The sequence below is a fragment of the Streptomyces sp. NPDC058274 genome (genome assembly GCF_042881375.1).
Taxonomy (GTDB): Bacteria; Actinomycetota; Actinomycetes; order Streptomycetales; family Streptomycetaceae; genus Streptomyces.
Genome location: NZ_JBHVXW010000003.1, coordinates 272,123 through 296,925, shown reverse-complemented (window position 1 = coordinate 296,925; position 24,803 = coordinate 272,123). Strand labels below are relative to the sequence as shown.

Sequence of the window (24,803 nt, the reverse complement as noted above, 5' to 3'; positions counted from 1 at the left end):
ACAAACGCCCTCGTGGAAGGGGCGCACATCGATGAAAGGGAGATCCCTTGCGGGTCAGCCTGAAGGACGTCGCCGAGCATGCCGGCGTCTCGATCAAGACCGTCTCGAACGTCGTGAACAACTATCCGCACGTCACCCCGGGGATGCGGGCCAGAGTCCAGGAGGCCATCGACGAGCTGGGCTACCGGCCGAATCTGACGGCCCGCCATCTGCGCAAGGGACGTACGGGCATCATCGCCCTCGCCGTGCCGGAACTGGGCAACCCGTACTTCGCGGAGCTGGCCGGAGCGGTCGTCGACGCGGCGGCCGAGCACGAGTTCACGGTGCTCCTCGACCACACGCGCGGCGACCGTGAGCAGGAGGTGCTGGTCAGCCAGGGTTTCCGGGCCAATGTGATCGACGGTCTGATCCTCAGCCCGCTGGAGCTGGAGTCCGAGGACCTGCGCGGCCGCACGGACGACGTGCCCCTGGTGCTGCTCGGCGAGCGCGAGTACGACCTGCCCTACGACCACATCGCGATCGACAACGTGGCGGCGGCACGGACCGCGGTACGCCATCTGCTGAGCCGCGGCCGTACGCGGATCGCCTATCTGGGGGCCCGCACCGACTCGGCCAACCGGCCGGCCCATCTGCGACTCGCGGGCTGGCGCGAGGAGTTGACGGCGGCCGGGGTGCCCGCACCCGACAGCCTGGTGGTGCCGGTCGGCGGCTGGGACCGCGCGGAGGGTGCACGGGCGATGGCCCGGCTGCTGGACTCCGGGGTACGCCCGGACGCGGTCTTCGCGTACAACGACCTGGTCGCGATCGGTGCGATGCGCGTGCTGCACGAGCGGGGGCTGCGGGTGCCGTGGGACGTGGCGGTGGCCGGGTTCGACGACATCGAGGAGGGTCGGTTCGGGGCGGTCACACTGACCACGGTCTCGCCGGACAAGCAGGCCATCGCGCGGATGGCGGTGGCCTCGCTGCTGCGCACCCTCTCGGGCCGCGCGGAGCCCGGTGGACGTGAACTCACCGCGGAATTCCGGCTGATCGAGCGGGAGAGCACCCTGGGCCGACGCTGACGGGATTCGGACGGAAGGGTTTACAGCGCCCTTCCAACGATGTAAAAACCTCCCCTGAACGCCGTGCACACCGAGTTGACCGCAAGAGCCGATCATCCCCGGGAGCGCTCCCAGCGCCGGGGCCGCGCCGTTTGGGGACTCCATGAAGCCGATCGCACCTCTCCGCCGTACCTCTGTCAGGACCCTTCTCGCCACCGGCCTCGTCACGAGCCTCGCGCTCGTCTCCGGATGCGCCAAGTCCGAGGACTCGGCGGACAAGAACAGCAGTTCCGCCGGCCAGGGCGACTCGGGGCAGGTCGTCGCCTCGCCGGACTCCGGTTCCGGACCGACCTGCACGGTCGATGCCTACGGCAGCAGGAAGCTGGACCTCAAGAGCGCCACCGTCGGCTTCTCCCAGTCCGAGAAGGAGGCCAACCCCTTCCGGATCGCGGAGACCGCGTCCCTCAAGGCCGAGGCGAAGAGGCGGGGCGTGAAGCTGCTGACGGCCAACGCGCAGTCGCAGTTCTCCAAGCAGATCAGCGATGTCCAGGACCTCATCGCCAAGGGCGCCGACCTGCTGGTGATCGCGCCGCTCAACTCGGACGGGTGGGAGCCGGTGCTTCGCACCGCGTCCGCCAAGAACATCCCGATCGTCACCGTCGACCGCAAGATCAACGCCACCGCCTGCAAGGACTATGTGAGCTTCATCGGCTCCGACTTCGTGGAGCAGGGCAAGCGCGCCGCGGACCGGATGATCGAGGCGACCGGCGGCAAGGGCGAGATCGCCATCCTGCTCGGCGCCGCGGGCAACAACGTGACGACCGAGCGCACCCAGGGCTTCGAGGACCGCCTCAAGGAGAAGGCACCGGGCCTCAGGGTCGTCTTCAAGCAGACCGGCGAATTCGCCCGGGAGAAGGGGCAGTCGGTCACCGAGAACCTCATCCAGTCCAAGCCCGGCATCAAGGGCATCTACGCCGAGAACGACGAGATGGGCCTCGGCGCCGTCAACGCCCTGAAGGGAGCGGGCAAGAAGGCCGGCGCCGTGAAGATCGTGACGATCGACGGCACGCGCAACGCCGTACAGGGCATCGTCGACGGCTGGATCGACGGGGTCATCGAGTCCAATCCGCGCTTCGGACCGCTCGCCTTCCAGACCCTCGACACCTTCACCCAGGGCGGCAAGGTCGCCCAGGACATCGTCATCAAGGACAGCGCCTACACGACGGCCAACGCCAAGTCGGACCTCGGCAAGGCCTACTGACGTGCTGTCGGTGACCGGCCTGTCCAAGACCTTCCCCGGCGTGAAGGCGCTGTCCGCCGTGGACTTCACGGCCCGCGCCGGGGAGGTGCACGCGCTCATCGGCGAGAACGGCGCGGGCAAGTCGACCCTCATCAAGGTCCTCACCGGCGTCTACCGGCCGGACGCGGGCGAGGTGACGTACGACGGCTCCCCGGTCCGCTTCGGCACGCCCCTGGAGGCACAGCACGCGGGCATCTCCGCCATCTACCAGGAGGTCAACCTCGTCCCGTTGATGAGCGTGGCCCGCAATCTCTTCCTCGGGCGGGAGCCGCGCGGCCGCCTCGGCCTCATCGACTTTGGGCGGATGCACCGCCGGGCGGACGAGGCGCTGCGCGGCCTGGGCCTGCGCGTCGACGTGCGCAGGCCGCTGCGTGAACTGGGCGTCGGCGCCCAGCAGATGGTGGCCCTCGCCCGCGCCGTGTCGGTCGACGCCCGGGTGGTCGTCATGGACGAGCCGACCTCCTCGCTCGAACCGCGCGAGGTGCGCACCCTGTTCGAGGTGATCCGGACGCTGCGCGAGCGCGGTATCGCGGTGATCTACGTCAGCCACCGCCTCGACGAGCTCTACGAGATCTGCGACATGGTCACGGTGCTGCGCGACGGCAAGGTCGTCCACACGGGGCGGATCGCCGACCTCGACCGGCTGCGACTCGTGTCGCTGATGCTGGGACGGGAGATCGGCGAGGTGCGGAGCGAGGGTCTGACCAAGTTCACGGGAAGCCATCGGACCGAGGCAGAACCAGTCCTGGCAGCCAGTGATTTGACGGTCCGTCACCGGCTGCACGGCGTGTCCCTGTCCATTCGTCCCGGTGAGGTCGTGGGGCTGGGCGGACTGCTCGGATCGGGCCGCAGCGAGACGGCGAAGGCCATCGCGGGCGCGTTACCCACGGACTCCGGCCGGGTCACGGTGGCCGGCGTCCGGGTGCGCGGCGGTTCGACGCCCGCCGCGATCCGCGCCGGCATCAGCCTGCTGCCCGAGGACCGCAAGGCCGAGGGGATCGTGCCGGGGCTCTCCGTCCGCGAGAACATCGCACTCGCCGCGCTGCCGGGCCTGTCCCGCTTCGGCCTCGTGGACGAGGCGCGCGTGGACCGGATCGTCGACAGCTTCATGAAGCGGCTGCGCATCAAGGCGGCGGGCCCCGGCCAGAAGGTCGGCGAACTGTCCGGCGGCAACCAGCAGAAGGTCCTGCTCGCGCGCTGGCTGGCCATGCACCCCAAGGTCCTGCTCCTGGACGAGCCGACGCGTGGCATCGACGTCGGCGCCAAGGCGGAGGTGCAGAAACTCATCGACGAGCTCGCCGACGACGGGCTCGCCGTGCTGCTGATCTCCTCGGACACCGAGGAGCTGATCGAAGGGAGCGACCGGGTGGTCGTCCTCAAGGACGGGGCCGTGGTCGAGGAACTGACCGGCGACGCCGTCACCGAGGACCGGCTGATGCGTGCCATCGCGGCGGCGCCCGCCGGCCCGGGCAGCGCCGCGGCCACGGGAGGCACCGATGACTGAGCTGTCGCTCGGGCGGGTGACCGGGGACCGCGACCGCCTGCTGCGTCTCCTCCAGGAGTACGGCGTCTACGCGGGGGTCGCGGTCCTGCTCCTCGCGAACCTCGCCTTCACCCCGCACTTCCTGTCCGCCGAGAACTTCCGCACCCAGGCCGTCCAGGTCGCCCCGGTCCTGATCGTCGCGCTGGGCATGGCGCTGGCGATCGGCAGCGAGGGCGTCGACCTGTCCGTGGGGTCGGTGATGGCCCTGTCCACCTCGGTCCTGTCCCTCTATCTCGGATACGGCCCCTGGTTCGCCGCACTGGTCGCGGTGCTCGGGGGTGTCCTGGTGGGCGTGGCGAACGGCGCCCTCATCGCCTTCGTGGGGGTCCAGCCCATCGTCGCGACCCTCGCGCTGATGGTCGCCGGACGCGGTCTCGCCCTGGTGCTGCTCCCCCAGCTCAAGGACGTCCGCGACCCCGGCATGGCGGCCCTCGGCTCGGGCGATGTGCTCGGCGTCCCGTATCTGGTGCTGATCGCGGCGGGGCTCACGCTGGTCGTCGCCTTCGTCGTCCGCCGTACGACGTTCGGCCGGCAGCTGCTGGCCATCGGCGACAGCCGTCCGGCGGCCCGGCTCGCCGGTCTGCCGGTGCGCCGGGTACTGATCCTGGTGTACGTCTGCTCCGGCGTCCTCGCCGCGATCGCCGGAGTCCTCGCCACGGCACGTCTCACCGCGAGCGATCCGACCTCCCTCGGCAGTCTGATGGAGCTGTCCGCGATCACCGCGGTCGTGGTCGGGGGCACTCCGCTGAGCGGCGGGCGGATCCGCATCGGCGGCACGGTCGCCGGCGCCGTCCTGATCCAGCTGCTCACCACCACCCTCATCAAGCACGATCTGCCGCCGTCGTGGACCCAGATCGCCCAGGCCGTGGTGATCGTCCTCGCCGTCTACGCGGCACGGGAACGGGGGAAGCGATGACGACCGACCTCACGGACGCACAGAAGCGGGTACGCCTGATGAGCACACCCGACGAGGAACCCCTGGGGGCGAGCCGCTCCGAGCGGCTGAGCGCCCTCGCACAGCAGCACGGCGCGCTGGCCACGCTCGTCGTCGCCATGGTCGCGGCGTCCCTGAGCTTCGACACGTTCCTGACCGGCGACAACCTGGAGAACATGGCGCTGTCCTCCGCGTTCCTCGCCGTGGTCGCGCTCGGGATGACCTTCGTGATCGTCACCGGCGGCATCGATCTGTCGGTGGGCTCCCTGTTCGCGCTCGGCGGGGTGCTGGCCGCCTGGGGCTCGCGGTACGGAACGGCCGTCGCGCTGCTGCTCCCGCTCGCCGTGTGCGGCCTGATCGGCCTGGTCAACGGAGTGCTGATCGCCCGTTCGCGGCTCGCGCCCTTCATCGTCACGCTCGCCGCGATGCTGGGCGCCCGGGGCATCCTGCTCTCGGTCACCGACGAGGGCTCGACCACCTATCTCGTGGACAAGGAGTCCTTCTTCGCCACGCTCGGCCAGGGCACCTGGTTCGGCATCGGCGTGCCCGTCTGGATCACCGTGGCCCTGTTCGTGCTGGGCGCCGTCGTCCTGCGGCGCACCCGGTTCGGGCAGTACGTGTACGCGGTCGGCGGCAACGAGGACGCGGCGGCGCTCATGGGCGCCCCCGTGGCCCGTACGAAGATCGCCGTCTACACCCTCTCGGGTCTGTGCGCGGGGCTCGCCGGCGCGCTCAACGCGGCCTGGCTCGTGTCGGGCGTGACGATCCTCGGCTCCGGCATGGAACTGGAGGCGATCTCCGCGGTGGTGATCGGGGGCACGCTGCTGACCGGCGGATTCGGCTTCCTCAGCGGCTCGTTGGTCGGTGTCCTGCTCCTGAAGGTCATCCAGAACGTCATCAACCAGATCGGCTCACTGGACTCGGCGTACCAGCAGGTCGTCAGCGGCGCCTTCCTGGCCGTCGTGGTCGTCGCGCAGACCTGGCTGGGGCGCAGGCGGCGGGTGCTGTGACGCGTACCCGCCGCCTCGCTCGCCGTCGGTTCCCTAGGGAACCCGCTGCCCCTTCCCCAGAGCGATCACTCCGCCCTTGGAGACCGTGTAGAGCTCCGTGTCCCGCGTCGGGTTGACGCCGATCGTCGCGCCCGGCGGCACCTGGACGTTCTTGTCGAGGACCGCGCCGCGCACCACCGCACCGCGGCCGATGTGGACGTTGTCGTGCAGCACCGAACCCTGGACGACGGCACCCGGGTCGACGACAACGCCCGGTGACAGTACGGATCTTGTGACCTGTCCCCGGATGAGGCAGCCCGCGCTGATGATGGACTCGCTGGCGATGCCACCGGCGTTGAAGCGCGCCGGCGACAGCTGCCCGGAGTGGGTGTAGACGGGCCAGCTGCGGTTGTAGAGGTTGAAGGCGGGGCGTTCCGCGATCAGGTCCATGTGGGCGTCGTAGTACGCGTCCAGGGTCCCGACGTCACGCCAGTAGCCCTGGTCCCGGGCGGTCTCGCCGGGCACGTGGTTGTCGCTGAAGTCGTACAGTTGCGCCTCGCCGCGGTCGGTGAGCATCGGCAGGATCGAACCGCCCATGTCGTGCACCGAGTTCTCGTCCTCGGCGTCCCGCTGGAGGGCCTCGATCAGGGCCTTGGTGGTGAAGATGTAGTTGCCCATCGAGGCGAAGACGCACTCGGGGTCGTCCGGGAGGCCCGGCGGGTCGGCCGGCTTCTCCAGGAAGCCCCGCACGGTCTGCCCGTCGGACCCCGGGCTGATGACCCCGAACGAGGAGGACTCCTCGCGGGGCACCCGTATGCCCGCGACGGTCACGCCGGCTCCGCCCTCGATGTGCCGGCTGAGCATCTGCCGCGGGTCCATGCGGTACACGTGGTCGGCACCGAACACGGCTATGTAGTCGGGCTGTTCGTCGTGCACGAGGTTGAGGGACTGCAGGATCGCGTCGGCGCTGCCCAGATACCAGCGCGGGCCGAGCCGCTGCTGGGCGGGCACCGGCGTGACGTAGTTGCCGAGGAGGCTCGACATCCGCCAGGTCGTCGTCACATGCCGGTCCAGGGAGTGCGACTTGTACTGCGTCAGGACGCAGATGCGCAGAACGTCGGCGTTGACGAGGTTGGAGAGGACGAAGTCGACGAGACGGTAGGTCCCGCCGAAGGTGACCGCGGGTTTCGCGCGGTCCGCGGTGAGGGGCATCAGACGTTTGCCCTCCCCACCCGCCAGTACGATTCCCAGCACCGAAGGTCCACCGCGCCGCATGCCGCCGCCCCTCTACACCCGGTCGGGACGCGCCCCGCTGCGGGCCGGCCCCTGGTTCCGAACTACGCCTGTCCGAATGACTACCCCGGTTTGCGGACTTCCTCGTACAACTGGACGGTCCGTCTGGCCACCGCGTCCCAGCCGAACTCCCGCACCGCGCGCTCCCGTCCGGCCTCGCCCATCCGCCGGGCGCCTTCCGGGTCGGCGAGCACCGAGTCCAGGGCGCGCGCGAGCCGCGCCTCGAAGTCGCCGTCGACGTCCACGAGCAGGCCCGTCCGGCCGTCGTCGACGACCTCGGGGATGCCGCCGACCCGGGAGGCCACCACGGCCGTTCCGCACGCCATCGCCTCCAGATTGACGATGCCGAGGGGCTCGTACACGGAAGGGCAGACGAACACCGTGGCGTGCGTGAGGAGTTGGATCACGTCCGGGCGGGGCAGCATCTGCGGGATCCAGTGCACTCCCGCGCGTACGGCGCTCAGCTCCTGGAAGAGATCGCGGAACTCCCGGTCGATCTCCGGGGTGTCGGGCGCGCCGGCGCACAGCACGACCTGGGCGGCCGGGTCGATGTCCCGTACCGCTCGCAGCAGGTGGGGCACGCCCTTCTGGCGGGTGATGCGGCCGACGAACAGGATGTACGGGCGGCCGGGGTCGATGCCGAGGCGGGTGTGGACGTCCGTGCCGTGATCCGGCTGGTAGAGGGAGGTGTCGATGCCGTTGTGCACGACGCGCACCTTAGCCGGGTCCAGGGCGGGATAGCAGGTGAGAATGTCCTCGCGCATCGCGCCGGACACGGCGATCACGGCGTCCGCGGCCTCGACCGCGGTGCGCTCCGCCCAGCTCGACAGGGCGTATCCGCCGCCGAGTTGCTCGGCCTTCCAGGGGCGCAGCGGCTCCAGGGAATGGGCGGTCATCACGTGCGGGATGCCGTACAGGAGCTTGCCGAAGTGGCCGGCGAGGTTGGCGTACCAGGTGTGCGAATGGACGAGTTCGCGGCCTTCGAGGGCGGCGGCGATGGAGAGGTCCACGGAGAAGGTGCGCAGGGCGTCGTTGGCACCGTCGAGCGTGGGCCAGGGGCGGTGGCGTACGACACCGCCCGCGCCGCCCTCGCCCCAGCAGTGCACGTCGAGGTCGACGAGGGGTCTCAACTCGCGGGCGAGGAACTCGACATGGACCCCCGCACCGCCGTACACATCAGGCGGATACTCCCGTGTCAGCAGTCCCACTCGCACACAGAACCCCTCGTCATGACGGCTGGTCCCTCATGGTCACCCAGATGCGGCTCCTGGGGAAGAGCGCGGGGTTCCGGATCGGTGCGGGCGGCCCGGCGGGCGGTCGAAGCAGCAGTCACCGCACAGTCCGCCGCCCGGCGCGCGGTAGTAGAGGCAGCAGCTGCGGCGGCGCAGCGTGCCGGCGTCCAGGGTGCCGGCCAGGTCGGGATGCGCGAAGAGTCCGGCGCCGAGGGCGCGGGCGCGGTCCGCCGCCTCCGGCCGGTCGTTCGCGTGGGCCCAGCGGGCGATCTGACGGACGGTGGCGGCGAGCGCGGATCCGGCGTTGCCCCACAGCAGGCGCGGCGCGACCGCGTACCGGGCACGCAGGGCCGCGGCCAGCGGGACCAGATGCCCTTCGCGTACGACCTCGTCGATCGCCGTGACGGGCAGCGCGCGGACCTGGGAGAGCCACAGTTCGTCCGGTGCGCCGCCGTCCGGATCCCAGTGCAGTGTCCGCGGGTCGAGGTCCGGCACGCGCCCGTACAGCACGGCGGCGCCGAGGGTGACCGACCACAGACGGGCCGCGAGCGCCTGGTGCGCCACCGACGCCGCGACACGGGTCTCGGACACTCGGAGACTTGTCGCAACTTTTCGGACACGGAAAGTTAACGGATCTCCGTAAACATCGTGGTGTGAGGTGACCGGTGCTCGCGCGTACGCCCGCGCGAGGGTCGGCAGTGGCCCGCGCGGTGGTACTCCGGTGCGTAGTACGAAGAAGCCGCCGAGCGGGATGAGCGCTGCCAGTTCGGGGTCGAGGTCCACGAAGAGCAGTAGTACCAAGGCCCCTAGGGGTTTGCACCAGGGGGGATCCCTCCTGTGTCACCCACCTTGGGGAGGACAGAGGCTCCGTACTACTCCATCGGCAGTAGGACTCAATGCCTGCTCAGGGACGACGACGCGAGCCGTTTCGCGAGGCATCGTAGTAACCATGGAAGCCGACCGTTCCGCGCGCCGGGCACAGCGCCCCCGCCGCACCCAGAGGAGGGACTCATGAACGCCCTCACTCTGTCCGTGCTGCTCTCGCTCGTTTCCGCCGTGGCCTACGCGGGCGGGGCGATCGTGCAGGAGCGGGTCGCCGTGACGTCTCCCGACCAGACGTACGCCCCGATGCACCGGCTGGGCTGGTGGGCCGCCGTGGCGCTGAACGGCCTCGGTGCCCTGCTGCACGTGGTGGCGCTCGCCTTCGGCCCGCTGAGTCTGGTGCAGCCGCTGGGTGCGCTGACCATCGTGTTCGCGCTGCCGATGGCGGCCCTGTTCGTGGGCCGCAGGGCCGGCGCGACCGCCTGGCGCGGCGCGATCATGGCGACGGTCGGCCTGGCGGGCCTGCTGTCCCTGGTCGGCACGTCCGAGTCGCAGTCCCTGAGCAACGCCCAGCGGGTCTTCGTGGCCCTGGTGACCGGCGGCGCCGTGGTCACGCTCATGGTGGCCGCCCGCGCGGCACACCGGCACCCGGCGGTGCGCAGCGTGCTGCTGGCGGTCGCCGCAGGTCTGGCCTTCGGTATGGCCTCGGTGTTCACGAAGACGGTCGCGGTGGACTGGACCGGCGGTGTCTCGTGGGCCGACCTCCCGTCGCTGGCCGTGATCGCGGTCCTGGCGGCGGCCGGCATGCTGCTGTCGCAGGCCGCCTACCGCGGCGGCGGACTCGCGGCGCCGCTGGCCACGCTGACGGTCGTGAACCCCGTGGTCGCGGCAGCCGTCGGCATCACGATGTTCGGCGAAACCTTCCGCTACGGCACCACGGGCACGCTCCTCGCCCTGGGCTGCGGAGTCGTCGCCGCGGGCGGTCTGATCCTGCTCACCACCGAGCGGCTGGGTGGCGTCCGCCAGCCCGAGCGGATGCCGGAGCCGGCGCCTGCTCCCGTCGTCGGCCCGGTGACCGGAACCCCGGCCCTCGGCACCGCGGTCGACCTGGACGTGCTCAGGCCGTCGGGCAGGACGCCGGTGGACGGACTGGAGGCGGACGTGCTCAAGGAGCTGCTCGCGCGGCTTCCCGAGCAGCCCGTCGACGCCGTCCACGAGACCGTCGTCATACCGGCCCCGGTCCCCCTGGGCGGCCAGGAGGAGTCCGACGAACTGGCGGGCCACTACCGCCCCTTCTACGGCGGACCGTACGTGCCGCTGCCACGCCGGAACCACCGGCGTACTCGCGTCAAATCCTGACGCCGCCCGCGCGCAGATAGGCGACCGGGTCGATGTCGCTCCCGAAGCCGGGCCCGGTCCGCACCTCGAAGTGCAGATGCGGGCCCGTGCTGTTGCCCGTCGACCCGGAACGCCCTATGCGCTGCCCGGCCGCCACGTTCTGTCCCGACTTCACGGAGATCGCCGAGAGATGGGCGTACTGGGTGTAGCGGCCGTCGGAGTGGCGGATCACCACCTGGTAGCCGAACGAGCCGCCCCAGCCCGCGCTGACGACATGGCCGGCCGCGACCGCCTGCACGGACGTGCCGGTGGCCACGGGGAAGTCGACGCCGGTGTGATAGCCCTTCGACCAGGACGAACCGGCGGCCCGGTAGGGCGTTCCGGTCGACGCGTTCACGGGGGCGACGAGGGTGTGGGCCGTCTTCTTCTTGACGGCGTCCGAGGAGGTCTTCTTCGGAGCGGTCTTCTTCGGGGCGGTCTTCTTGGTCGCGGGCTTCGGGGCCGGGCTCGCCGTGCCGGCGGTGGGCGCCGGTGCCTTGGCCCGCAGGCTCAGCCGCTGGCCGGGGATGATCAGATCCGGATCGGAGCCCACGGTCGTGCGGTTGGCGGCGTACAGCCCCCGCCAACCGCCCTGGACATGCCGGGAGCCGGCGATGCCGGAGAGGGTGTCGCCGTGCACGACGGTGTACATCTCCGCGGTGCCGGCCTGCGACTGGGGCGTGGTCTGCGGCTGTACGTCACGGACACTGCGCTTCTTCGCCGGCGCCGGGCTGCCCGAGGTGTCGAGGTCCGGGGTGTCGCCGCCCCGGGTGAGGCCCGCCCGCGCGGAGCACACCGGCCAGGCGCCGGGCCCCTGGCCCCTGAGTACCTTCTCGGCGATGGCGATCTGCTGGTCCCTGGTGGCCAGATCCGCGCGCCGGGCGTAGAGCTTGCCGCCGTACGCCTCCCAGGTGGACTGGCTGAACTGCAGGCCGCCGTAGTAGCCGTTGCCGGTGTTGATGCTCCAGTTGCTGGTGGACTCGCAGGCCGCGACCTTGTTCCAGGTGTCCGCGTCGGCCGCGTCGGCGACGCCCGCGCCGACGAGGGGGATCGCCATACCGGCTCCGCCTGCCGTGACGGTGAGTGAGGCGCGGTTGATCCTGCTCGGCTGATACCGGCGGTGCCGGCCGCGTACGGCCATGAAGAAGCCCCCCATCGACACGCGTCAGGAGCGGCAAAAGTATGCGCGGCGAACAGGCCATGACAAGACAGCAATCAGCCGTGCTGGGCCGCTCCCAGCGGCCGGATTGCCCCCTGTTGCCACGTCTCGTCCGCCCGGAAACAGGGCCCCTCCGGGCGGTGGCGGCCGACATGGCCGAGACTGGCTTCTGCCTGGTGGTGCCGGCCGGTGAGGCACCGGCGGTTCTTCTGCGTACCCATCGTCGGTGAGTCAGGATGGCCGAGGGCGATACTGGCGAGCACGACCGGCATTACCGATTACAGGATCTCTTGGGAGCCAACCTATGAGCACTTCAGCGCAGATCGGCGTCACAGGTCTCGCGGTCATGGGCCGCAACCTCGCCCGCAACTTCGCGCGCAACGGCTATGCGGTCGCCGTGCACAACCGGACCGCCGCGAAGACGCACGCCCTGGTGAAGGAGTTCGGGCACGAGGGCGACTTCGTGGCGGCCGAGACCGCGAAGGAGTTCGTGGCGGCGCTGGAGCGGCCGCGGCGCCTGGTGATCATGGTGAAGGCCGGCGACCCGACCGACGCGGTGATCCGGGAGTTCGCGCCGCTGCTGGAGCCCGGCGACATGATCATCGACGGTGGCAACGCGCACTTCGCGGACACCCGGCGCCGGGAGCGCGAACTGCGCGAGCAGGGCATCCACTTCGTCGGCACGGGCATCTCCGGCGGCGAGGAGGGAGCGCTGCACGGGCCGAGCATCATGCCGGGCGGCTCGAAGGAGTCGTACGACTCGCTCGGCCCGATGCTGGAGAAGATCTCAGCGAAGGCCGAGGACGGGGCGCCGTGCGTGACGCACGTCGGTCCCGACGGCGCCGGGCACTTCGTGAAGATGGTGCACAACGGCATCGAGTACGCGGACATGCAGCTGATCGGCGAGGCCTACCAGCTGCTGCGCGACGTGGCCGGCTACTCCCCCGCGCAGATCGCGGACATCTTCCGCACCTGGAACACCGGCCGCCTCGACTCGTATCTGATCGAGATCACCGCCGAGGTCCTGTCGCACGTGGACGAGGCGACCGGCAAGCCGTTCGTCGACGTCGTCCAGGACCAGGCCGAGCAGAAGGGCACCGGCCGCTGGACCGTGCAGATCGCGCTGGACCTGGGCGTCCCGGTGTCCGGCATCGCGGAGGCGGTCTTCGCCCGCTCCCTGTCCGGCCACGCCGATCTGCGGGCCGCCTCGCGGGGGCTCGCGGGACCGAAGGCCGCGAAGCTCGGCGAGGGTGAGGCGGCGGCCTTCGCGGACCGCGTCGAGCAGGCGCTGTACGCCTCGAAGATCGTGTCGTACACGCAGGGCTTCCACGAGATCAGCGCGGGCAGCGAGGAGTACGGCTGGGACATCGACCTGGGCGCCGTGTCCGCCATCTGGCGTGGCGGCTGCATCATCCGGGCCGCGTTCCTGGACCGCATCCGCGAGGCCTACGGCGCCCGCCCCGACCTGCCGAGCCTGCTGTCCGACGAGACGTTCGCGCAGGAGATCGCGGCGGCGCAGGACAACTGGCGCGAGGTCATCGTCGCGGCGACCCTCCAGGGCGTGCCCACGCCCGGGTTCGCCGCCGCCCTCGCCTACTACGACGCCCTGCGCGCCGAGCGCCTGCCGGCCGCCCTCACCCAGGGCCAGCGGGACTTCTTCGGTGCGCACACCTACCGGCGCACGGACCGTGAGGGCTCGTTCCACACGCTGTGGGGCGGGGACCGCTCGGAGGTCGAGGCGTAGCGAGGGGTACGGCATGACGGTGGCCCGGTGCGGAGTCTTCCGCACCGGGCCACCGTGCTGAGGGGAGCCCTCGTGGCCGTCCGCTACGTGAGCGGTCCCGGCTGCGGGGCATAGCCAGGAGCACGACACGACGGTGGCCCGGTGCGGAGTCTTCCGCACCGGGCCACCGTGCCGAGGGGAGCCCTCGTGGCCGTCCGCTACGTGAGCGGTCCCGGCTGCGGCTGCGGCTCCGGCACGGGGTCCGGTCCCGGCGGCTTGGGTACCGGCGACGGCGCGGGCGGCTGCGGGGTGGGCTCCGGACCGGGGCCGGGGCCCGGAGGCGGGGTCGGGTTCGGCGGGACCGGGTCGGGATACGGGTGCGGGCCGGGCGTGGGGGCCGGCGGTACGGGGTCGGGGAACGGGTCGGTCATGCTGTCCTCCAGCCAGTCGGTTCATCGGCCCTGGACTTTTCCCCCGCGTACCCGGCCCGGGCGCCCTCAGTCACCCCGTCGCGCCACGGAAGGGGCCAGGTGGGCCCATGGGGGCGTGCGTGACTCCTGTGAGGCCGGGCCAGGGGCTCGGCAGGACCCGGGAGCGCCAACCACCGCGAGGCCCGCCGACACCCGCCCGCGCACTGCTTCGGCGCCCACCGCGAGACTCGGGCGGGGGCTCGACGGGACCCGGGCGGAGGCTCGACAAGACCCGGGCGGAGGCTCGACAAGACCCGGGCGGAGGCTCGACAAGACCCGGGCGGAGGCTCGACAAGACCCGGGCGGGGGCTCGGCAGGACCCGGGAGCGGCGACCGCTGCGAGCCCTGGCGGGTGCGGGTGCGCCTCTGTGCCTGCCGTCCGTGCTCGGCGTCCGCGGGCGCCGTGCAGGCCCGACGTGCGGCTCACGGGAACGGGACGTGCGAGCCGTGCGGGCGATGCGAGCGCCGGCTGCCGCGCTGGGTCGCCTACCGCCCCTACCGCTCGCGTACCGCCTTCGCGCCCGCCGCCAGGCCCGGCCGGGGGCTCGACAGGACCGGGATCGAGGTCCTCGTCAGGTGCTCGGCCGGGGCCATGGAGGCCTGGGCGAGGACGATCGCGTCGGCGTCCGTGACCGTGTCGGCCGCCTCGGCGACAGCGCGGGCGTACCCGTCCGGGTCACCGGCCTCGAAACGGGCCCAGGCGTCCTCGACCAGGAGGGTGCGGACGTCGACCGGGCGCCCGGCCCGCCGGGCCTCCTCCTCGACGAGGGCGACGGTCGGCGCCAGCGTGCTCTCCACCGTGGCGATGACGACGACGCGCGGGCCCGCGGCCACCGCGGCGGCGGCCATCGGACGGTCCACGCGCAGCACCGGCACCCCGGCACCGGCCCGCTCGGCGACCTCGCCGATCGTCGAGCAGGTGCAGAGCACGGCACGCGCACCCTCGGCGACCGCCCGGTCCAGGGCCTCCCGTACCGCGCCGGCCACCGCCTCCGGGCCCTCGGCACGTGCACGGGCGAGCAGTTCCTCGGCCACGAAGTGCCGCAGCTCCAGGCCCTGGTGGGCCTCGTCGCGCAGCGCGTCGAAGACGGGGATGTGGGCGGGCGAGGTGTGCAGCAGCGCGAGCGCGCCGGGCTTGATCGGCACGGCCGTACCCACCCCGGATTCGGTCGGCATGCCCCTCCGCGGCTCGGACCGTGTCGGCGCAGGCGTCGGCCCTCTGGACCCGATGGCCACGGCGATCCGCACACCGGGCTCGGCCGACACCGCGCTCCTCACACCGGGCTTGGCCGGCCCACACATCGGCTCTCCGGGCCCGGTCGGCACGGACATCGGCTCCCCGGGCCCGCTCGGCGCAGACATCAGAAACGGTCCGGGTGCGCCGTCAGCCAGTCCTTCGCTGCCTGAAGCAGCTCGGGGCCGGCTTCCGGGGCCTCCTCGGGGTGGCGCGCCGCCCACTTGACGACGTACGGGCAGAGCGGCGCGACCTTGACTCCTCCGCGTGCTGCGATGGCGTACAGCTCACGGGCGAGGGCGCCCGCGATGCCCTGGCCCTCGTGCTCCGGTTCCACCAGGGTGTGGACGGGGACGAGGGCGCGCTCGGGGGCGTCGAGGACGAAGTACTCGATGTGACCGACCACTTCGTCGCCGGCGAGTGCCTCCAGGCGCCCGCCCGCCCGGTCGTCGCGGATCTCGATGTCACTCATGGGCACTCCTCGGGGTGAGGTTCGGGCCGGGACGGCGGAGTGCGGCTCAGGCGCCCGGGACGGCCTGCGGGCTGCGCTCCTGGTCCGAGCCGGGCACCGGCTCGGACGGATCGGCGCCCAGGGCGACGATCCGGTTGTCGCGGTCCACGTGCACGACCCTCGGCCGCAGCGCCCGCGCCTCGGCGTCGGAGACCTGAGCGTAACTGATGATGATCACCAGGTCCCCGGGGTGCACTAGGTGCGCCGCGGCGCCGTTGATACCGATGACTCCGGAGCCGCGCTCGCCCTCGATGACGTACGTTTCCAGGCGGGCGCCGTTGGTGACGTCGACGATGTGGACGAGCTCGCCGGGCAGCAGATCGGCGGCGTCCAGCAGGTCCGCGTCGATGGTGACGGACCCGACGTAGTGCAGATCGGCCTGGGTGACCCGGGCACGGTGGATCTTGGACTTGAATACTGTACGAAACACGAAGAAACTCCTGATTCGTCTGCTCCCTGCCTGCTATTGCAGGTCAAGGGCGGTCTTCGGAGATTACCTCGTTTCGCATGTTCGGTCAGCTGTCGCCAGGTGTTCGAGGCCTCACACTGACCCGTTGCTGACTTTTCTGATGCCGCCCGAGAAGACCGTGGACGAGGCGGAGGGGCGTGGCGGGTCTCACGAGTTCGGGACCGTTGGCCTCGACGTCAGTGTTCTTGCTCTTCGCGCCGGGGAGTTCGATCTCTAGGTCGCGGCAGCGGCCGTGCCCGTGGTGCCGGGTGCGGCCGAGTGGCCCAGGTGACGGTGCACGAAGTGGATGGCCATCGCGCCCTCACCGGCCGCCGAGGCCACCCGCTTCACCGAGCCGCTACGGACGTCCCCTACCGCGAAGACCCCGGGCAGGCTGGTCTCCAGGGTCATGCACGAGCGCCCGCGGCCGTGCCACACCTCGGGGTGGGCGCACGCTTCCTGGGCCTCCGGGCCGGTGAGGACGAAGCCGCGGGAGTCGAGGGCGATGATGCCGGCGAGCCACTCGGTGTGGGGGTCGGCGCCGGTGAAGACGAACAGGCCCCGTACCGCGAGCCGGCGGTGCCAACGATTACCGGGAACTGGAGACGTTCGTCCAGGAGTGGCTCGGGCAGCTCATCGACCACGACTCCCGGCATCACACGGCCATGGTGGAGACCCTGTCCCGGTACTTCGACTGCGGCGGCAACTACGACGAGACCGCGGAATCCCCCGCGATCCACCGCAGCACTCTGCGCTACCGGCTCCAGCGTCCGCGACATCAGCGGCAACGACCTCGCGAACGTCGAGGACCGGCTGAACCTCCAGGTGGCGACCCGAGTGTGGAAGATCGTGCTGGGCGGACCCGGCTGATGCCTCGAGCGGGATCTCTCGACGCCCTCGACGAGGCGTTCCCGCCGCCGAGCAGCCCTGTACGGGGGGGGGACACGGGGAGGACGAGGAGATCCGACCGCAGCGCCTGCGCCTGCCGGCAGGGGCCAGCGTGTCACCCGGCGTCGGCGATACGTCGGGGGCATCCTGTGGGCACGGGCGATCGCGGGGGCAGCCGACGAGAAGGAGCCATGCGGGTGTCGTCTCAGGGCGTTACGGTCGTGGCTCTCCTGGCGGATCCCGACGCGCCCACGGAGATCGCGCAGCGCATGGCCCGGACCCTTCCCGCTCGGCTCGCCGACAAGTCGGGCCAGGGACGACGGTTCGACGTCAAGGTGGTCAGTGAGCCCTTCACCGCAGGGACCGAGGACCCGCCCACCTTGATGCGCCGGATCATGGAGCGCGGAAGACCGGAGAACTGGGACATCGTCGTGGCCCTCACCGACCTTCCGCTGCACTCACACGGGCGCAAGCTCGTGGTGGACCTGAGTCACGAACACGGCCTGGCCCTGCTGTCCCTTCCTCCGCTGGGGGGCTGGCGTCTGCAGAGGAGAGCCCGGCGGGCCGTGGAAGAGGCCGTGCTCAGCTTGGCGGGCCGGGCCACCGAGGCCGAGGGATCGCCGCAGAATAAGCCGCTGTTGGGGCCCTTCGTCGGTCGCCTCACGCCTGTTCACCCGGGTCAGGTCGGTGAGGAGGAGACCGTTGATCTTCGGTACGTCGTCAGCGGACCGCGCGGTTACCTGAGGGTGCTCGTCGGTATGGTCCGCGCCAACCGGCCGTGGCGTTTGGTGCCGGGCTTGTCGAAAGCCCTGGCGGCCGCACTCGCCACGGGAGCGGTCGCCACGGTGAACTCCACCGTCTGGAACCTGGCCGAGTCCCTCAGCACGCCACGCCTCGTGATCGCCACGCTCGGGTCCGTGGCGCTCATGATCGGCTGGCTGATCGTGGACGCGCAGCTGTGGCATCGATCAGTGGAGGTCACGCGGGAGGCGAGCCAGAGGGCGAGGCTCTACAACGCCTCTACGGTCATGACCGTGGGTATCGGGGTGCTCGTCTGCTACGTGAGTCTGATCGTCATCAATTTGGTGTGGGCCCTGTTCATCCTCAACGGCCACGTGTTCGCCTCCACGACAGGAAGCCCGCTTCACGCCGCGGAATACTGGACGTTGTCCTGGTTCGTCGCTTCGGTCGCCACGGTGGGCGGCGCGCTGGGCTCAGGTCTGGAGAGCGATGAGGCGATCCGGGCAGCCGCCTACTCCAAGCGCGAACAGGAACGCCGTCACATGCTCCAGGACGACGCCGGCGACCAGCCGGCGACCTGAGCCGGGGATGCGTTGGTGATTGGTGGTTGGTGCTCGTCCGCGTACGAGGATTCCGCTGATCGATCGGTGCATGGCTGTTTCGCGACGGGGGCCGACGGGGACTCGGACGGCACGCCACCGGAGCGCGGAAGCCCCGCCGGGCACACCCACGGCGGCACCACCGTTCCACCTGAACCGGGTGAACGGCCCACAGAGGCATGCCGGAGCCATGGACCCCGTCGCACCAACTCCCGGAAGTCAGGCTCCGTACGCCGTCTCCATCGCACCCGTGCTGCGGCCATGCCGCGGCACCGAAGGAAGCGATCATGAAAGCAGCGGTATATGAAGGCCCGCGAACGGTCACGCTGAAGGACGTACCGGACGCGAAGATCGAACACCCCTGCGACATCATCGTCAAGATCACCACTACCAACATCTGTGGTTCGGACCTGCACATGTACGAGGGCCGCACCTCGTTCGAGTCCGGCCGCACTCTGGGACACGAGAACATGGGCCAGGTCGTGGAGGTCGGCTCGGCCGTCCGCAAGGTCCAGGTCGGCGAGTACGTGGTCCTGCCCTTCAACATCGCCTGCGGCTTCTGCAAGCAGTGCGAGCGGGGTCTGACCAACTACTGCCTGACCATGCAGCCGGAACCGGCCCTTGCCGGAGCCGCCTACGGATTCGCCGACATGGGCCTCTACCAGGGCGGCCAGGCGGAACTGCTGCGCGTGCCCTACGGCGACTTCAACGCGCTGCGTCTGGGTGAGGACGCCGCCGAGCGGCAGACCGACTATGTGATGCTCGCCGACATCTTTCCCACCGGCTACCACGCCACCGAGATGGCCCACGTCAAACCGGGCGACCAGACAATCGTCTTCGGGGCCGGCCCCGTCGGGCTGATGGCGGCCTACTCCGCCCTCCTCAAGGGCGCCGGGCGCGTCTGGGTGGCCGACCACCAGCCCGACCGGCTGCGCAAGGCGGAGGAGATCGGGGCCATCCCGATCAACATTGCCGAGGAGAACCCGGCGGAGGTCGTCAAGGAGGCCACCCTCGGTCTGGGCGCCGACAACGGCTGTGAGTGCGTCGGCTACCAGGCGCACGACCCCGAGGGACACGAGGACGCCAGCCTCACGCTCAACGGCCTGATCGACTCGGTCAGGTTCACGGGCGACATCGGCGTGGTGGGCGTGTTCCTGCCCCAGGACCCCGGCGGCGCGGAGGCCCAGGGCGAGCTGGAGGCGCAGGGCAAGGTCCCGATCGACTTCGGCATGATGTGGTTCAAGGGCCAGCGCATGGGCACCGGGCAGGCGCCGGTGAAGAGGTACAACCGGGCGCTGCGGGATCTGATCGCCGGCGGGAAGGCGAAGCCGAGCTTCGTCGTCTCCCACGAACTCAGCCTGGACGAGGCCCCCGCCGCGTACGAGCACTTCGACGCCCGTGACGAGGGCTGGACCAAGGTGGTCCTGCATCCCGACGGACACGGGAACGGCCACAAGCGGTAAGCGACCCGGGACCGCCGTCCCGCCCGTCCCCCGGACCGGTCCGGGGGACGAGCGGCGATCTGCCCGTCGGCGATGGCCGGCGCTCCGGGCGCCCACGCGTGAGGCTCCGGCGGGACCGGACCCGGACGACGCGGGCGCCGGGGCCGCCGCGTCAGCCGCCGGTGGCGCCGCCCGCCTTCGGAAAGAACTCGGCGCTCTGGACGTACTCCATCGCCTCGACGAACTCCGGCTTCGTGAACCGCTGTTGCTGCTCCTCGGGGCTGACGTCCTCGACGTGCGTCTGGATCCACCAGAGGTTGCCCAGCGGGTCACGTACCCGTCCGACACGGTCCCCGAAGAACAGCTCGGTCACCTCGGTCACCGACGTGGCGCCCGCCGCGACCGCCTGCTGGTGCACGGCGTCGGCATCCTCCACGAAGAGGCGCAGGAACGCGGGGGTCTCCGGCCAGTCGGGCGAGCCCCGGTCGAACATCATCACCACCGCGTCCCCGATGCGCACCTCCGCGTGGTCGATGCGTCCGCCCACCCCCTCCAGGCGCCCCAACTCCTCGGCGTCGAACGCCTCCTTGAGGAAGTCGATGAGCCGGGCGGCATCGGTCGAGATGATCCAAGGAGTGACGGTGGAGTAGCCCTCGGGGATCGCCTTGACGGTCACGGTGATGTTCCTCCCTGCGTGTCGTGTGCGCGGACACCGCTCACGTTAGGACGGCAATAGGCCGGTTCCTGTCCTCATGGCTGCGCGGGACGCAGCCGTCTACGCCACCGCCTCCTCGGCCTCCGCGAGGTCCGTCAGCTCCTCCTGTGCCGTGTCCGCCTTCGCGAACTGCGTCCGGTACAGCTCCGCGTACCGCCCGTCCGCCGCGAGCAGTTGCTCGTGCGTGCCCCGCTCCACGATCTGCCCGGCCTCGACGACGAGGATCACGTCGGCGGCGCGCACCGTCGACAGCCGGTGGGCGATCACCACGGCGGTACGCCCCGCGAGTGCCTCGGTGAGCGCTTCCTGGACGGCCGCCTCCGAGGTGTTGTCCAGGTGGGCCGTCGCCTCGTCGAGGATGACGACGCGCTGGCGGGCGAGCAGCAGCCGGGCGATGGTCATGCGCTGGCGCTCACCGCCGGAGAGCCGGTACCCGCGCTCGCCGACCACCGTGTCGAGGCCGTCGGGCAGGGACCGTACGAGGTCCTCCAGACGGGCGCGGCGCAGTACGTCCCACAGCTCGTCCTCGGTCGCGGCCGGGCGGGCGAGCAGCAGGTTGGCGCGTACCGAGTCGTGGAAGAGGTGACCGTCCTGGGTGACCATTCCGAGGGTCTCGCGCATCGACTCCGCGCTCAGTTCGCGGACGTCGACGCCGCCGATGCGGATGACGCCCTCGTCGGTGTCGTACAGGCGCGGCAGCAGTTGCGCGATGGTCGACTTGCCGGCGCCGGAGGAGCCGACGAGCGCGACGGTCTGGCCGGCCTCGGCGCGGAAGGAGACGCCGTGCAGGACCTCGGCGCCGCCGCGGGTGTCGAGGGCGGCGACCTCTTCGAGGGACGCCAGGGAGACCTTGTCGGCGGAGGGGTAGGCGAACCGGACCCCGTCGAACTCGACGGACGCGGGGCCCGCGGGGACCTCCCGCGCGTCCGGCTTCTCGTCGATGAGCGGTTTCAGGTCGAGCACCTCGAAGACGCGCTCGAAGCTGACGAGGGCGCTCATGACCTCCACGCGCGCTCCGGCGAGGGAGGTGAGCGGCGCGTAGAGGCGGGTCAGGAGCAGCGCGAGCGAGACAACAGCACCCGGCTCCAGGCTGCCGCGCAGGGCGAACCAGCCGCCGAGGCCGTATACGAGGGCGAGAGCCAGGGCCGACACCAGCGTCAGCGCGGTGATGAACGCGGACTGCGCCATCGCCGTACGCACGCCGATGTCCCGCACCCGCTGGGCGCGCGCCGCGAACTCGGCGGACTCGTCACCGGGTCGTCCGAAGAGCTTGATGAGCGTGGCGCCGGGCGCCGAGAAGCGCTCGGTCATCCGGGTGCCCATGGCCGCGTTGAGGTCCGCCGCCTCGCGCTGGAGCTTGGCCATGCGGCGGCCCGTCCGGCGCGCGGGGATCACGAACACCGGGAGCAGCACCAGTGCGAGCAGGGTGATCTGCCAGGACAGCGTGAGCATCACGGCGAGGGTGAGCAGCAGCGTCACCACGTTGCTGACGACTCCGGACAGCGTGTTGCTGAAGGCACGCTGCGCACCGATCACGTCGTTGTTGAGACGACTGACCAGCGCGCCCGTACGAGTACGTGTGAAGAACGCGACCGGCATGCGCTGCACATGATCGAAGACAGCCGTCCGCAGATCGAGGATGAGCCCCTCACCGAGGGTCGAGGACAGCCAGCGGCCGAGGATGCCCAGCGCCGCCTCGGCCAGCGCGATCACGGCGATGAGCGCGGCAAGGCGTACGACCTTGGTCTCGTCGCCGCCCGAGACGATGGTGTTCACGACACTCCCCGCGAGCACCGGCGTGGCCACGGCGAGCAGCGCCGTGGCCACACTGAGGAGTACGAACTGGCTGATCCGGCGGCGGTGCGGGCGGGCGAAGGCGGTGATGCGGCGCAGGGTCGCGCGGGCGAAGGGGCGACGCTCCTGCTGCGCGTTCATGACGCTGTGCAACTGGGTCCAGGCTGTGGTCTCCATACTCATGGGAGAGACGTTATGACCTCAAGCAACCTTGAGGTCAAGGAACGGCCGTCGATCCCCCCTCCCGGAGCCGCGCACCGGCCGGCGATCTCCCTTCCCGGAGCCGCACACCGGCCGGCGAATTCCCCTCCCGGGACACCTCGGCGGCCGGCGATCCCCTCTCCCAGGACACCACGCCGCCCGCCGCCCACCGGCCCGGCGTCGCCCTCCCCCGCCCTCACCTCGCCTTCCACCACGCCTTGTTCGGCGTGTCAGACGCCGTCCTCGCCCCCGCAACCCCACGTTGGTGCGGTGTGGAAAACCTCTCCCGATGTGACTGACGTGCAGCTCCCCCAGGGGCTCCCCCGACGCGTTCCGGTCCGGCAGGTGCTGTGCCTGCTTCCGCTTGCCCTGGTGCTGCTGGTGGCGGTGCGCCACCGGTCCGTGCTCGAAGAGGGCTTCGGGCAGTTGCGGGGCGCCGAGTGGCCATGGCTCGTGGCGGCCGTCGCGGCGACGTGTCTCACCTGGGTCGCGGCGGCCTTCACCCGGCAGGGCGCGGTCGTCGAGCGGCTGCCCGCACGCCGGCTGCTCGCCACCCAGTTCGCGGCGGGCGCGGCCAACCATCTGCTGCCCTCGGGCCTGGGGGCGGGAGCCGTCAACCTCCGTTTCATGACGGTGTGCGGCGTCCCACTGGCCCGCTCGTCGGCGGCGCTGGCGCTCTATCTGCTCGCCGAGTCGATCACCCGCGTGGGCCTGCTGCTCGCCCTGCTGATCACTTTCCCCGGCGCGCTGCACCTCGGCCCCCTCGTGCCGTCCGGGGCGGTCGGCCCGCTCGCGCTGACCGCGGGCGCCGGGCTGTGCGCCGCCGTTGGCGCGTCCCTGCTGCTCGTACGGCGGTTGCGCACGGCGGTGTGGTCCTTCCTGCGGACCGCTCTCGGCGAGGCCCGCTCGGTCCACACCCGCCCGGCCCGCGCGCTCGCGCTGTGGGGCGGTTCGCTCGCCTTCCCGGCGCTCCAGGCGGCCGGACTGGCGGCGGTGGGGCGGGCGTTGGGGCTGCCGGTGCCGCCCGCGCACATCGTCGTCGCGTATCTCGCGGCGACGGTGGCCGTCGCGCTGGTCCCGGTCCCGGGCGGCATCGGTTCGGTCGAGGCCGCGCTGATCGTCACGCTCGTGGCGGCGGGCGCTCCCGTGGCCCTGGCGACGGCGGTGGTCCTCGGGTACCGGATCATCACGGTCTGGCTGCCGCTGCTCCCCGGCGCGCTGACCCTCGGCGCCCTGCTGAGACTGAAGGTCATCTGAGGCCGTCGCCGTCCCGGCAGCGCGACCTCGGGGTGACCCGGGAGTAACCTGCTGGCCTCGCCGCGGAGAGAGGGGCAGCGCATGCCGGTACGGATCGAACGCCAGGGGTACGTCACCACGGTCGTCCTCTCCCGTCCCGAGGCCCGCAACGCGGTGGACGGCCCCACCGCCGTGGAACTCGCCGACGCTTTCCGGGAGTTCGAGGCGGACGAGTCGGCCCGGGTCGCGGTGTTGTGGGGCGAGGGCGGTACCTTCTGCGCGGGCGCCGATCTCAAGGCGATCGGGACCGAGCGCGGCAACCGGGTGGCGGAGGACGGCGACGGGCCGATGGGCCCCACCCGGCTGCGGCTGTCGAAGCCGGTCATCGCGGCGGTCGCGGGCCACGCCGTGGCCGGCGGACTGGAACTGGCCCTCTGGTGCGATCTGCGGGTGGCCGAACAGGACGCGGTCTTCGGGGTGTTCTGCCGCCGCTGGGGCGTCCCGCTGATCGACGGCGGCACGGTGCGCCTCCCCCGGCTGATCGGCACGAGCCGGGCGATGGACATGATCCTCACGGGTCGTCCCGTGCCGGCGCCCGAGGCGTACGAGATGGGGCTCGCCAACCGGCTCGTGCCACCCGGCCGGGCCCGCGCGGAGGCCGAGGAGCTCGCCGCCGCCATCGCCGGCTTCCCGCAGTCCTGCTTGCGCGGCGACCGGGCCTCCGTCCTCGACCAGGACGGCCTCGTCGAGTCGGCGGCCCTGCGCGTCGAACTCCGGTACGGCATGGGCGTGTTGGCCGAGGGACTGGAGGGCGCCGCCCGCTTCACGGCCGGGGCGGGCCGGCACGGGTCGTATGCAGATCTCTGAGGCGGACGGCGCACCGGGCAACCGGGCAACCGGGCAACCGGGCAACCGGGCAACCGGGCAACCGGGCAACCGGGAACAGCGTGCACCGCGGCCGGTGACCACCGACGCCGGGAACGGCCGGCACCGTACCGTCAATGGCCGGTCCCCACCGGCCTGGTGACGGGCGGTCGCCGGAATGCGGCAGGATGAGCGGTCGCTCCGGACGGCGCACACCCGTCCGAGCGTGATCGTGTGTTCCCCGGATT

Annotated in this window: 20 protein-coding genes and 2 pseudogenes; 12 read left to right on the top strand and 10 right to left on the bottom strand. The window is 71.3% G+C overall.

Annotated elements, in window-relative coordinates; translation table 11 throughout:
• Positions 1-47 precede the first annotated feature (47 nt).
• The 5 genes from ACFVYF_RS08610 to ACFVYF_RS08590 all read left to right on the top strand — a co-directional run bounded on the left by ACFVYF_RS08610 (position 48) and on the right by ACFVYF_RS08590 (position 5,827).
• A complete protein-coding gene (locus ACFVYF_RS08610; protein WP_389452838.1) occupies positions 48-1,061 on the top strand; it encodes a LacI family DNA-binding transcriptional regulator in 1,014 nt (337 codons plus the stop codon).
• Positions 1,062-1,203: 142 nt separating this feature from the next.
• Positions 1,204-2,301, top strand: coding sequence for an ABC transporter substrate-binding protein (locus ACFVYF_RS08605; RefSeq protein WP_389452836.1), 1,098 nt, complete (start codon positions 1,204-1,206; stop codon positions 2,299-2,301).
• Position 2,302: 1 nt separating this feature from the next.
• Positions 2,303-3,844: a sugar ABC transporter ATP-binding protein gene (locus tag ACFVYF_RS08600; protein WP_389452833.1), complete on the top strand. Its 1,542-nt coding sequence runs from the start codon at positions 2,303-2,305 to the stop codon at positions 3,842-3,844.
• Positions 3,837-4,799 (top strand): ABC transporter permease, encoded by a 963-nt coding sequence (locus tag ACFVYF_RS08595; protein ID WP_389452830.1) that lies wholly within the window; start codon positions 3,837-3,839, stop codon positions 4,797-4,799. Before ACFVYF_RS08600 ends, ACFVYF_RS08595 begins: the two co-directional genes overlap by 8 nt.
• Positions 4,800-4,837: 38 nt before the next feature.
• A complete protein-coding gene (locus ACFVYF_RS08590; RefSeq protein WP_389453601.1) occupies positions 4,838-5,827 on the top strand; it encodes an ABC transporter permease in 990 nt (329 codons plus the stop codon).
• A 33-nt stretch (positions 5,828-5,860) separates the two neighbouring features.
• Here the strand turns inward: ACFVYF_RS08590 and glgC are convergent, their stop codons facing one another.
• The 3 genes from glgC to ACFVYF_RS08575 form a co-directional block, all read right to left on the bottom strand.
• Positions 5,861-7,081: a glucose-1-phosphate adenylyltransferase gene (glgC, locus tag ACFVYF_RS08585; RefSeq protein WP_389452827.1), complete on the bottom strand. Its 1,221-nt coding sequence runs from the start codon at positions 7,079-7,081 to the stop codon at positions 5,861-5,863.
• Between the two features lie 80 nt (positions 7,082-7,161).
• Positions 7,162-8,313 carry a glycogen synthase gene (gene glgA, locus ACFVYF_RS08580; protein WP_389452825.1) on the bottom strand — a complete coding sequence of 384 codons (1,152 nt, stop codon included), beginning with the start codon at positions 8,311-8,313 and terminating at the stop codon, positions 7,162-7,164.
• Between the two features lie 36 nt (positions 8,314-8,349).
• A complete protein-coding gene (locus ACFVYF_RS08575) occupies positions 8,350-9,132 on the bottom strand; it encodes a (2Fe-2S)-binding protein (protein WP_389452822.1) in 783 nt (260 codons plus the stop codon).
• A 210-nt stretch (positions 9,133-9,342) separates the two neighbouring features.
• Here ACFVYF_RS08575 and ACFVYF_RS08570 point away from each other — a divergent pair, with 210 nt between their 5' ends.
• A complete protein-coding gene (locus ACFVYF_RS08570) occupies positions 9,343-10,512 on the top strand; it encodes a DMT family transporter (protein ID WP_389452819.1) in 1,170 nt (389 codons plus the stop codon).
• Here ACFVYF_RS08570 and ACFVYF_RS08565 read toward each other — a convergent pair.
• Positions 10,502-11,671: a transglycosylase family protein gene (locus ACFVYF_RS08565; protein ID WP_389452816.1), complete on the bottom strand. Its 1,170-nt coding sequence runs from the start codon at positions 11,669-11,671 to the stop codon at positions 10,502-10,504. The genes ACFVYF_RS08570 and ACFVYF_RS08565 overlap by 11 nt on opposite strands.
• Before the next feature lie 322 nt (positions 11,672-11,993).
• Here ACFVYF_RS08565 and gndA point away from each other — a divergent pair, with 322 nt between their 5' ends.
• On the top strand, positions 11,994-13,433 hold the full coding sequence (gene gndA / locus ACFVYF_RS08560; protein ID WP_389452813.1) for an NADP-dependent phosphogluconate dehydrogenase: 1,440 nt from the start codon (positions 11,994-11,996) through the stop codon (positions 13,431-13,433).
• Positions 13,434-14,377: 944 nt separating this feature from the next.
• On the opposite strand, the gene ACFVYF_RS08555 is transcribed toward gndA, so the two are convergent.
• From ACFVYF_RS08555 to ACFVYF_RS08540, 4 genes and pseudogenes are all read right to left on the bottom strand, one after another.
• Positions 14,378-15,058: an aspartate/glutamate racemase family protein gene (locus ACFVYF_RS08555; RefSeq protein WP_389452811.1), complete on the bottom strand. Its 681-nt coding sequence runs from the start codon at positions 15,056-15,058 to the stop codon at positions 14,378-14,380.
• Positions 15,059-15,243: 185 nt separating this feature from the next.
• Positions 15,244-15,588, bottom strand: a complete 345-nt coding sequence (locus ACFVYF_RS08550) for a GNAT family N-acetyltransferase (RefSeq protein ID WP_389452809.1) — start codon at positions 15,586-15,588, stop codon at positions 15,244-15,246.
• Between the two features lie 46 nt (positions 15,589-15,634).
• A complete protein-coding gene (gene panD, locus ACFVYF_RS08545; RefSeq protein ID WP_389452806.1) occupies positions 15,635-16,057 on the bottom strand; it encodes an aspartate 1-decarboxylase in 423 nt (140 codons plus the stop codon).
• Positions 16,058-16,309: 252 nt separating this feature from the next.
• Positions 16,310-16,657 (bottom strand): annotated as a pseudogene (locus ACFVYF_RS08540) (NAD(P)/FAD-dependent oxidoreductase); the annotation flags it as partial.
• Between ACFVYF_RS08540 and ACFVYF_RS08535 the strand changes: the two are divergent.
• The 3 genes and pseudogenes from ACFVYF_RS08535 to ACFVYF_RS08525 all read left to right on the top strand — a co-directional run.
• Positions 16,651-16,945: pseudogene (locus ACFVYF_RS08535) on the top strand (PucR family transcriptional regulator); the annotation flags it as partial. The pseudogenes ACFVYF_RS08540 and ACFVYF_RS08535 sit on opposite strands and share 7 nt — an antisense overlap.
• Positions 16,946-17,154: 209 nt before the next feature.
• Complete coding sequence (locus ACFVYF_RS08530; protein WP_389452803.1) at positions 17,155-18,285, top strand: hypothetical protein; 1,131 nt, start codon at positions 17,155-17,157, stop codon at positions 18,283-18,285.
• Positions 18,286-18,590: 305 nt separating this feature from the next.
• Complete coding sequence (locus tag ACFVYF_RS08525; protein ID WP_389452800.1) at positions 18,591-19,766, top strand: glutathione-independent formaldehyde dehydrogenase; 1,176 nt, start codon at positions 18,591-18,593, stop codon at positions 19,764-19,766.
• A gap of 151 nt (positions 19,767-19,917) precedes the next feature.
• On the opposite strand, the gene ACFVYF_RS08520 is transcribed toward ACFVYF_RS08525, so the two are convergent.
• Complete coding sequence (locus ACFVYF_RS08520) at positions 19,918-20,421, bottom strand: VOC family protein (RefSeq protein WP_389452797.1); 504 nt, start codon at positions 20,419-20,421, stop codon at positions 19,918-19,920.
• A 99-nt stretch (positions 20,422-20,520) separates the two neighbouring features.
• The gene (locus ACFVYF_RS08515; protein WP_389453597.1) at positions 20,521-22,431 is read right to left on the bottom strand and encodes an ABC transporter ATP-binding protein; all 1,911 of its coding nucleotides are present in this window, start codon (positions 22,429-22,431) and stop codon (positions 20,521-20,523) included.
• Between the two features lie 315 nt (positions 22,432-22,746).
• On the opposite strand from ACFVYF_RS08515, the gene ACFVYF_RS08510 reads away from it, so the two are divergent.
• Complete coding sequence (locus ACFVYF_RS08510) at positions 22,747-23,712, top strand: YbhN family protein (protein ID WP_389452795.1); 966 nt, start codon at positions 22,747-22,749, stop codon at positions 23,710-23,712.
• Between the two features lie 81 nt (positions 23,713-23,793).
• Positions 23,794-24,558 carry a crotonase/enoyl-CoA hydratase family protein gene (locus ACFVYF_RS08505; RefSeq protein WP_389452792.1) on the top strand — a complete coding sequence of 255 codons (765 nt, stop codon included), beginning with the start codon at positions 23,794-23,796 and terminating at the stop codon, positions 24,556-24,558.
• Positions 24,559-24,803 lie beyond the last annotated feature (245 nt).

Coding starts and splice junctions, on each gene's coding strand:
- ACFVYF_RS08570 (WP_389452819.1), top strand. CDS start 9,343: ATGAACGCCCTCACTCTGTCCGTGCTGCTCTCGCTCGTTTCCGCCGTG.
- ACFVYF_RS08605 (WP_389452836.1), top strand. CDS start 1,204: ATGAAGCCGATCGCACCTCTCCGCCGTACCTCTGTCAGGACCCTTCTC.
- ACFVYF_RS08525 (WP_389452800.1), top strand. CDS start 18,591: ATGAAAGCAGCGGTATATGAAGGCCCGCGAACGGTCACGCTGAAGGAC.
- ACFVYF_RS08565 (WP_389452816.1), bottom strand. CDS start 11,671: ATGGCCGTACGCGGCCGGCACCGCCGGTATCAGCCGAGCAGGATCAAC.
- ACFVYF_RS08505 (WP_389452792.1), top strand. CDS start 23,794: ATGCCGGTACGGATCGAACGCCAGGGGTACGTCACCACGGTCGTCCTC.
- gndA (WP_389452813.1), top strand. CDS start 11,994: ATGAGCACTTCAGCGCAGATCGGCGTCACAGGTCTCGCGGTCATGGGC.
- ACFVYF_RS08595 (WP_389452830.1), top strand. CDS start 3,837: ATGACTGAGCTGTCGCTCGGGCGGGTGACCGGGGACCGCGACCGCCTG.
- ACFVYF_RS08530 (WP_389452803.1), top strand. CDS start 17,155: ATGCGGGTGTCGTCTCAGGGCGTTACGGTCGTGGCTCTCCTGGCGGAT.
- ACFVYF_RS08555 (WP_389452811.1), bottom strand. CDS start 15,058: ATGCCGACCGAATCCGGGGTGGGTACGGCCGTGCCGATCAAGCCCGGC.
- ACFVYF_RS08515 (WP_389453597.1), bottom strand. CDS start 22,431: ATGGAGACCACAGCCTGGACCCAGTTGCACAGCGTCATGAACGCGCAG.
- ACFVYF_RS08590 (WP_389453601.1), top strand. CDS start 4,838: ATGAGCACACCCGACGAGGAACCCCTGGGGGCGAGCCGCTCCGAGCGG.
- ACFVYF_RS08550 (WP_389452809.1), bottom strand. CDS start 15,588: ATGAGTGACATCGAGATCCGCGACGACCGGGCGGGCGGGCGCCTGGAG.
- glgC (WP_389452827.1), bottom strand. CDS start 7,081: ATGCGGCGCGGTGGACCTTCGGTGCTGGGAATCGTACTGGCGGGTGGG.